General features: G+C 40.6%; 6 protein-coding genes. 1 reads left to right on the forward strand and 5 read right to left on the reverse strand.

All coding sequences use genetic code 11. From position 1 onward, the window contains the following. Positions 1-202: 202 nt before the first annotated feature. Positions 203-4,087, forward strand: a complete 3,885-nt coding sequence (locus tag K1X56_13640) for a hypothetical protein (GenBank protein MBX7095759.1) — start codon at positions 203-205, stop codon at positions 4,085-4,087. On the opposite strand, the gene K1X56_13645 is transcribed toward K1X56_13640, so the two are convergent. The 5 genes from K1X56_13645 to K1X56_13665 all read right to left on the reverse strand — a co-directional run. Then, complete coding sequence (locus K1X56_13645) at positions 4,088-5,014, reverse strand: hypothetical protein (GenBank protein ID MBX7095760.1); 927 nt, start codon at positions 5,012-5,014, stop codon at positions 4,088-4,090. 83 nt (positions 5,015-5,097) lie between these two features. Next, a complete protein-coding gene (locus K1X56_13650) occupies positions 5,098-5,922 on the reverse strand; it encodes a universal stress protein (protein ID MBX7095761.1) in 825 nt (274 codons plus the stop codon). Between the two features lie 88 nt (positions 5,923-6,010). After that, on the reverse strand, positions 6,011-6,739 hold the full coding sequence (locus K1X56_13655; GenBank protein ID MBX7095762.1) for a hypothetical protein: 729 nt from the start codon (positions 6,737-6,739) through the stop codon (positions 6,011-6,013). 3 nt (positions 6,740-6,742) lie between these two features. Further along, positions 6,743-7,852 carry an acyl-CoA desaturase gene (locus K1X56_13660; GenBank protein MBX7095763.1) on the reverse strand — a complete coding sequence of 370 codons (1,110 nt, stop codon included), beginning with the start codon at positions 7,850-7,852 and terminating at the stop codon, positions 6,743-6,745. 32 nt (positions 7,853-7,884) lie between these two features. Further along, the coding region (locus K1X56_13665) for a hypothetical protein (GenBank protein ID MBX7095764.1) at positions 7,885-9,902 on the reverse strand (2,018 nt) is incomplete at its 5' end.

Raw genomic sequence — 9,902 nt, forward strand, 5'->3', positions numbered from 1 at the left:
GATTTGCTCTTAAATCTTAAAGGTAAATCGATGGATCAGCAACGTATGGTCTTGTCCGAATCCATCGATCGCTGGAGAGGTAATTATGAGCAGGTGGACGATATCCTCGTTATTGGCGTGAGAGTCTGACCCTCATCATAAGCTTCATCTTATTTCTTCTCTTTCTTAGATTCCTTTATTAACTTTGATTCAGGTTGAATCTATGAGAAAGTTGCTGCTTTTTATTCTTGCTGTTTTTACCGTTGTTGTGTCGCCGGCACAGAACAAGCAGATTCGCTTTGAGAACATGGATATCAACGACGGATTATCTCAAAGTCTCGTCAACGATATTTTACAGGATAAACTGGGATTTATCTGGATTGCCACTCAGGATGGTTTAAACAAGTACGACGGCAATCAATTTGTTATTTACAAGAAGATCCCCAATAATGAAAATAGTCTCTCCAACAACTTTGTTCACGCTATATTCGAAGATTCCGAGGGCTATTTGTGGATTGGAACAAATGGCGGCGGATTAAATCGTTTTGATCCACGAACAGAAGAATTCGTCCGTTATGATTTAGGTCCCCAAAACCGCATTGTAACCGATATTGCGGAAGATAAAAACGGATTCATTTGGTTTAGCACCACCGGCAACGGGGTGAATAAATTCGACAAGAAAAAATCGCGCTCCACCACTTATGTTTTTAAAGGAGAAGAAGCGCGCAATGTTCAATGCTTAATCGTAAATAAAAACGGAGAAGTATATGCAGGGACTTCCGGAAAAGGATTGTTAAAATACAATACAGAATATGAACGCTTCGATCGATTGAATCATCCATTGATTGACGATGCCATTTGGAAAATCATTGAGGATGAAAATGGTTATTTGTGGATTGGAACAAATAATGGTCTGCTTAAATTAAAGGACAACAATGGCGAACTCCAGGTTCAGCGCTTCAATCACCAGCCCGGTGTATCAGGTTCTTTATCCAACAACACAGTACACACGCTGTATATTACCAAAAACAAACAATTGTATGTAGGTACAACAGGAAGCGGTGTGGATTTAAAAGATCTTTCTTCAGATAAAGGTTTTTACAATATTCGCCATCACGATAATCTCAATACCAGTTTAGCCGATAATCTGGTGCAATGTATTTTAGAAGACCGCAGTGGTTGTATCTGGATTGGAACCAATGAGGGATTGAGTAAATATGATCCGGTGAAACAGGTTTTCGGACAAATCACCAGTTCGGTGGATGAAATAAACAGTTTGAACGATCGCACTATTTGGAGCATCTATGAAGACCGCGCCGGAATTGTATGGGTGGGAACACGTCAGGGATTAAATCGGGTGGACCGGAAAAACAATTTGATTTTACGCTATAATCGCGCTGCCAACAATCCTAACGCCATTGGAAACAACTCTGTTTTGTCGCTCTACATCGACGATGAACAAACCGTGTGGGTAGGAGCGGTAGATGGATTATTCAGGCTGCAGTTATCTTCTGATTTACGCACTGCGCGTTTTGATCCCGTTCCCTTTAGAAGAAACTCGAATGAGTTTAGCGACAATCGTATTTACAGCATTGTGGAAGACAAAGACAAAAAGTTTTTGTGGGTGGGATCCAAAGAAGGATTGAGCAGAATTGACAAACAGAATGGTGAGTTTTTATTTTTTCAGAACAACGCCAACGATCCACTTTCTCTTCCATCCAATGCCACTCGTTTTGTTTATATCGATTCGAAAAAAAGGGTTTGGGTAAGCACCGATGGTGAAGGTCTTGCCCTGGTTCAGGAAGGCGCTTCCGGCATTACATTTAAAAGTTATAAGCAAGCGTTTATAAAAGGAAAAATTGGCGACGACATTTTGCTTACCAGTATTTATGAAGATCAAAAAGGATTTTTCTGGTTAGGCAGTTATGGTAGCGGATTAATTCAGTTTGATCCGGATAATGGAAAAGTCGTGCGTAGTTTTTCTGAAATCGACGGCTTATCGAATAACGCGGTGTATACTGTTTTAGGAGATAAGGATGGTCGATTGTGGATGAGTACCAATTATGGTTTGTCGCGTTTTGATCCCTCGAGTAAGCGCTTCAGAAATTATTTAGAAAAAGACGGATTGCAGAGTAATGAATTTAATATTGGAGCGGCTCATCAAAGTAAATCCGGCGAATTGTTTTTTGGCGGGATAGAAGGCTTCAACTTTTTTTATCCGAATCAATTAAAAGATAATACCATATCACCCGAGGTGGTAATAACCGAAGTATTATTATTTAATAAACCTTTAAAAGGAAATGCAAAAACACAAATAAAAGAAACTGCACCTTTTTTAAAAGAGCTTACGTTGGGCTATAGAGAAAACAGCTTAACCATCGATTTTTCTGCTTTACATTTTTCTAATCCATCCAATAATCGCTACCGGTACATTATGGAAGGTCTCGATGATGATTACATTGAATCGGGAACCAACAGTGTAGCGAATTATAATAAAATTCCTCCGGGCACCTACACCTTTAAAGTGTACGCATGCAACAGCGACGGCTACTGGTCGGAACGTCCCGCTACATTAACCATTATCATTACGCCTCCATTTTGGGCTACCTGGTGGTTCAGGACTTTAATGATTGTATTGGTGTTAGGCGGATTTATTGCGTTTAACCAGGCGCGTTTATACAACATCAAAAAACAACGATTACGTTTGGCAAGAGAAGTTCGCGAGCGTACACACGAGGTGATGGAGCAGAAGGAGAAAATTGAGAGTCAGAAAAAAGTCATTGAAGAGGAGAAAAATAAAGTAGAAAAATTACTGCTTAATATTTTGCCGGAAGAAACCGCGGAGGAGTTAAAGTCGCGCGGAAAAGCCTCGGCGCGCAGTTATCGTCAGGTTACCGTTTTGTTTACCGATTTCGTAGGATTTACAAAAATTGCAGAACGGATGCGTCCTTCTGATTTGGTTGCAAAGCTGGATGCTTACTTCATCCGATTTGATGAAATCATTCAGAAGTATAATCTTGAAAAAATAAAAACCATTGGTGATTCCTACATGGCCGCCGGTGGAGTACCGATCCGTTCCAAAAGTAATCCGATTGATACCGTTTTAGCAGCGCTTGAGATTAAGCGTTATATGGACGAGCTTAAAGACAGTGCGGGTGGACATTCGGATGATGCCTGGGATTTGCGCATCGGAATTAATACCGGAGAAGTAATTGCCGGAGTTATCGGAACCAAACGATTTGCTTACGATATCTGGGGTAATACCGTGAATACCGCAAACCGGATGCAAATTACCAGCGAACCCGGAATGGTAAATATTTCGGGAACCACTTTCGATTTGGTTGAGCCATATTTTGAATGTACTTACCGTGGAAAAGTTGCGGCGAAGAATAAGGGCGAGATTGATATGTACTATGTACATCGCATTAAGCCGGAACTTTCGATTGATGGATTAGGGCTGGAGCCGAATGAAAAGTTCTGGAAGTATGTCGATCTTCACCTTTACAGTTCCATTAACTACAATAAAGCTGAACGTCACATTATGAAAATTCTCCGTGAGCGTTTACCTTCTCATTTGTATTATCACGGCATTCACCATACCTATGATGTAGTACAGGCAGCGGAGCGTTTTGCGCTGATGGAAGGAATTACGGATGATCAGATGTTCACCTTAAAAAGTGCGGCTACGTATCATGATGCGGGATTTGTAGAACAGTATGCTAAGAATGAACCGATCGGTATCCGCATGGCGCAGGAGATTCTTCCTAAATACGGCTATACACCAGAACAGGTAGAGGAAGTAGCGCGATTAATTAAAGCAACCATTATTCCTCACGATCCGCAAAGTCACCTCGAACAAATTATTTGCGATGCGGATTTAGATTATTTAGGCAGGGATGATTTTCATGAGATTGCCGACACCTTGCGACGTGAATTACGTGAGCAGGGAATTATTAATTCTGATCGTTCGTGGGATGAAATGCAGGTTAAGTTTTTGACCATGCATAAATATTTTACGGCCTCAGCTATCAAACTGCGTCAGGCCAAAAAAGAAAAACACATCGAAGAAATTAAAGTGCGACTGGAACAAAACAATTACGCCGATTAATTATTTCCAATCGGGAAAGGTTATTTTTTTTCCTGTTTTGCGCAGCTCCCTCAGGTATTCTTTTTCTTCTTTGCTTAATCCTTGTTTCCACAGATAAATGGATTTCAAATTTGGATTGTCAAGTCCAACCGGCATTCCTGAAAGCCCGTTGTCATAGGTTAACAATGTAATTTCCCTTATACAGCTGTGACCACTAAAATCCATTTTACTGATGTCTAAATGCAAATGAGGATTTTGAGCATAATTGAGTGAGACCATACAAGGTGCATTTTTTACATCCACCGGAAGCGTATCCGGAAAAGAAGCTCCAATATGCACCTCTTTTATTTTTGGTGTTTGTTTAAACGAATGATATCCTTTGATGCTTCCCTTGCCAATATTGATAAATTCAAGATGCGGTGCGATGGCGTCCATTTTTATTTCTCCGCCAAAACACTGGATGGATTTTAATTTTGGAAAGAGCGCTACAAAATCGCTGATGGAACCTTCATGAATAAACAAATTTTCTACTCCGGTAAAACGAGCAAATTCTTTGGGAAGCTCTCCGTTGTAACCACTAATGTTTAATTGTCGAATCGCCGCTGCTTTTTCAGGGTCGGCATATTCCAGAAAGAGTAAACTATCGTGCTCAAAAAATTCTTCCACATATACACCCGCCGGCGTTTCTCTCACTTTACGGTAAAATCTTTTTTCGAACGAGAGCGAAGAACTGTCGCTCCCCGCATAATTCTTTACACGGTATTCCGTGCAGTTGCAATCCGGAACAGGTTGAAGTTCTTCTACCCGTGTAGTTGGAGTTGAAACGGAATCGGTTTTAAGGCTGTCTGCTGTTGTTTTGTCTCCCGGCGCAAGTTGGACTGTTTCAACATCTGAAGAAGCATTACAGGCGCTTAAAACGAGGAACAGGAGGATTGTTTTTAATCTCATGCAATTAGAATGTGGCAGACGAAAAAAAGTAACAAAAAAAACCCGGATGAAAATCACCCGGGTTATACGATTGTACCATACGATTAGCTGAACAATACAGATCCGCTTACTCCGGTATCGATTGGGTTAACGATCATAACAGGAATTTCTGCATCGTTGGTAATAAGTTGTTGCTCGGCGGAGTTGGCAAACATACCACCGGTTAAACGATTACCCTGGTGATTCATGATTGCAATAAGGTCTGCATCCAGTTCTGCCGACAAACGAACACATTCTTTATCGAGCGAACCTTCTGCAATACGGGTGGTAAATTCAATACCGCGATCTCCGAGGAATTTTTTCGCGAAGGCAATATTGGAATTTAACTGATGCACGAGGTATTCATCATCTTCATTCGGAAGAACGATATGGATACGCGAATTAAAGTACTTTGCCATGTCGGCAACGATCGATAATTTTTGTTTGGTATCGCGTTCTAAATCCATTGGCACGATGATATCGTCGTACCCGTTGTTTTTAATTTTTTTCTGTTGAACAACAACAAATGGCACTTCACTGTTGGTGATGATTTTCATAGCATCTGATCCAACAATTTTCTGCCATCCTCTTGCACCGTGCGTACCCATAAAAATGAGTGATGCATTATGTTCGGAAGCAAAAGCTCCGATGTCGTCGAAAATATTTCCAATACGAACGTTAGCGTGACAAGAAATACCTCCTGCTTTCGACGCTTCTGCCGCAATGTTTTCCAGTTTTCCTTTTACTTCATCGATCTGCGCAGGTTTAGATACAACATGTAATAGAATAACTTCTGCACCTGTTGTTTTAGCTACTACCGACGCGTGATTTAATGCTGTATCGGCCACCGAAGTGAAATCGTGAGGAACAATGTAGGTTTTACTTGCCATGGCTTATTTTGGTTTTTTGTATGGGATAACAAATTTAATGAAATATTTTAATCGAAAGACCTTAACCAACAGGTTGATTTTAAGGCGTTTAAAGTGAGTCTACAAAAAAGCGGACTTCGTTGAACATTTCTTCACGCAGGTGAACTTCCTTCTCAAAATCGTCGGCATCCATGTTAAGCGGACAAACAATCCCTTCGAGCACGAGTGAATAATGCGCAAAACTTTCGTCGGAAGGAAATTGATTTTTTATCCATGCAATGGCAGAAATAAAGTGAGGGGAATTAAAGGCAATGTAGAGCACTGCAATTTTTTCTTTTTCACTCAGTGATTCGAAACATTTTCGTAATGCGGATAATTCAGTTTCATTCAGAAAATCGTCCTCTTCCAATTCGTCCCAATCGCCATAATCGGCAAAGGGTAAGAAGTGAAACGGAATGTTTTCCTTTTCTAAAAACGACTTTACGAAGCGTGCAACGCCTTCCTGTGCAGCAAAAATGCGTTGATCTTCGGAGCGGTGGAAAAAGGCATCCTGACTCCAGAAAATGGGCCAGTTTTCAATTTGAGCGATCAAATGCTGAACGCCTTGTTTTTGTACCGACAGTAAGAAATACAGAGGAGAAGGAATGATCATATTATCATTCGCATCGAAGTAAACCGGATATTTTTCAAGGCTTTCCTTGATTCGGAGAGCGAGTCCTTTTTCAGGAATATTCATGGCTTCGTCGCTACCCGCCCAGGTGATGATTTTTTCGGAATCACCCTGACGAAAATTGTAACGATAGCCTACATTGGTTTGCAACAATTCAATACGGTACATTCCTCAGTTATTTTTACCGAGTTTGTACATATGGCGGAAATGTGATGCAAGGGCAGAACGTGTTGTTGGGAATGAATGATAAGCTACATTGTATTCCGCACACACTTGTGCTACGATTTGCTGAATGGCAGGATAATGCACGTGAGAAATCCGTGGAAAGAGATGGTGTTCTACCTGGTAGTTGAGTCCACCTAAAAACCAGCTCACAAATTTATTTTGTACTGCAAAATCGGAAGTCGTTTTTAATTGGTGAACAGCCCATTCCGATTCAATTTTGGTTACCCCTTCATCGTGTGCGTGTTCGAACTCCACATTTTCTACCACGTGAGCCAATTGGAATACCAGAGATAATGTTAAACCGAGTGCAACGTGCATGGCTATAAAGCCCATTAACCAGCCAAACCATCCCCATACAAAAATGGGGACAACGATGTAAATGAAAATGTACAACACTTTAGAAATCCAAAAAATAACATGTTCTTTTGGTTTCATTTTATCCACTTTTACATTGTAAGCTTTGGCAGCAAAATATTCCTGAATATCTTTGAGTAAGAGCCAGAAAATGGTGCTTACGGCATAAAGCGGAATGATGTAAAGAAATTGCAAACGATGTGCCCAAACATGTGGCTGTGTTGGTGCCATGCGGATTAAAGGAGCCTTCTGAATATCGTCATCCACACCGTCGATATTGGTGTAAGTATGGTGAACGATATTGTGTTTTTGTTTCCACATAAAGGCATCACTTCCGAGTGCGTTCATTGAAAGGGAAAAGAGATCGTTGATTTTCTTTTTGGAACTATAGGAACCGTGACAAGCATCATGCATTACGTTAAATCCAATAAAGGCTTGTAAAAGGCCCATTAAAAAAGCAAGCGGAAGCGCAATGTACCATTGGAGGTTGACCAACATGAGCACTGCATATACAGCGATTGCTGCGGTTACAAAAACAATGGTTTTAAGGTATAGACGAAAATCTCCGCTTTGTTTTTTATTTTCCTTTTCGAAGTACTGATTTACCGCTGACCGTAACGAAGCGAAAAAATCATTTTCGGGACGAGAGAATTGAACAATTGCCAAAACTATAATTATTGATGAAGTGCAAATATAAAAAATAAAAAAATAGTAATCTAACTCCGTTTAGGCGCTTAATTCTCAATACGAATGGTGGAAATTCCGTGTCCGTTTTTAATTACCTGTATTTGAGTGCCAATCCGTTCTTTTAAAGCTTCAACATGCGATATGATTCCTATCAGTTTATTGTCGTCGGACTGCAATTTTTCTAAAGTGTTAATGGCCAGGTCCAGCGTCTCCGGGTCCAGCGTACCAAAGCCCTCATCGATAAAGAGGGAATCAATTTTTACGGTACCTGCAGCAAGATCAGATAATCCCAATGCCAGGGAGAGACTTAAAAGAAATGTTTCGCCGCCCGACAAGGTTTTTACATCCCGCAGAGAAGCGCCCAGATCCAGGTCCAGCACTTGTAATTCTTTGTTTCGTTCCGGAGGTTTTACCAATTGGTAGCGCGACGACAATTCTTTGAGGCGTTGATTGGCAAAGTAAACCAGTTGGTTTAGGGTGATATCCTGCACAATGGCGGAAAATTTATTACCGGTTGCGTCACCAATCAGGTGATCCATCACGTCCCATTTCCATTTCGATTTTTCAAGTTCCTGAATTTCCTGTTGCAGTGAATGAGCATCCTTTTCTGCTTTTTCGTTGAGCTCCAGTTCTGTTTTTAATCGGGTTTGATCTTCTTTTCGTTCATTAAACATTTTCTGTTTCGAATCCAGTTCAGTTTTTAATTGGTCGGGCAGACGATCCGCTATGTTTTGTTTTCCGATTTCTGCCAGGCGTGCGGTAGAATCGTTGAGTGTTTGTTGGATCCGGGTGAGTTTTTCTTCAATATTTTTTTTGAGGTTTACAATGCGTTTTTCTTCTTCCTCCAATAGCAACACCTCCTTTACATCTTGTTCTGATTTGAATTGGTCATGAAGAAGCAGCGCGTTTATTTTTTTCTGAATGTCCAAAAGCTGCTGCTCAACTTCCCTTTTGTTCTGTCCCAATTTTTCCTGGTTTTCCGCAAGATGATTTATCATTTGAAGCGAAGCATCCAATGCAGTGCGATCGGATTCCCATTCTTTTTTTACAGGGAGGCCCTTATTGAGTAATTCTAATTTGTTGAGGACTTCCTTCAATTGCTTTTTCTCATTCTCTTCCTGCAGTAAAACATCCTGCAGCATTAAAAGCTGTTGGAGCGACAAGGCCTCTTGTTTTTGTTCCTGCAAAACACGTTCCTGATGCTCAATATTGGCATGTATTTCTGAAGGATTTTCAGAAAAAAGTTGAGGGAAGGCATTTAAAAGCTCAATCAACTCTTCCTTTCGTTTGCTCAGTTCATCAATGCGCTTATTTTTTTCCCGGGTAAAATTTTCATGGACCTGTAATTTCAGCTCAACTGAATTTATTTTACTTGTAAGCGTTTGGTTTTGTTCCTCCAGCTCTTTTAAAACCTGCTCATCGTTTTTGATTTTTTGCTCCGTGTGACCGGGTTCTGAATGTGAGGCGGAGTCGGGATGATGTGTGGAGCCGCATAGAGGACAAGGTTCGCCTTCTTTTAACAAATGTCGAAAGCCTTCAATCTGGAGTTTCGCCTGATCGAGTAATAGTTGTTCCTGAAGATTTTTTATTGATTTTTGAAGTAGTTCTATTTTACCCTTCAATGCAAGGTGTTGCTCCGAAAGCTCCGTTTTTAACCGGATATTTTCTTCGTTTTCCTTCCTGGCTTTATTCAAAACTTCGTTCGAATCCTTCAGGTCTTTTAAAACGGTTTCAAGTTCGGTGCTTTTCGATTTTAACCCGGCATATTGAAGCAATGATTGATTTATGGTTTCTGCTTCAGGTAAATTTTTCTCTTGAAACTCACGTATGATCTCCTGCAGTTTTAGCAAGGCATTTTCTGCAGTTTTCAGTTTATCCTGAAGTGCAGAAGATAAATTCCTGAATTGATTTTTTTTATTGCTGAGTAAATTTTCCAGTCCGCCTTCGATGCGTTGTTTTTTCTTATCCAGCAAATCAATTTCTTCAATGGTTTGATGAAGCGCCTGGCGGAAATTATTTTCATCGGACCCCGTAAAGGTGGTCCATTTTAGAGTCAGCGTGTTTT

The sequence above is a fragment of the Flavobacteriales bacterium genome (assembly GCA_019694795.1).
Classification (GTDB): Bacteria; Bacteroidota; Bacteroidia; order Flavobacteriales_D; family UBA2798; genus UBA2798.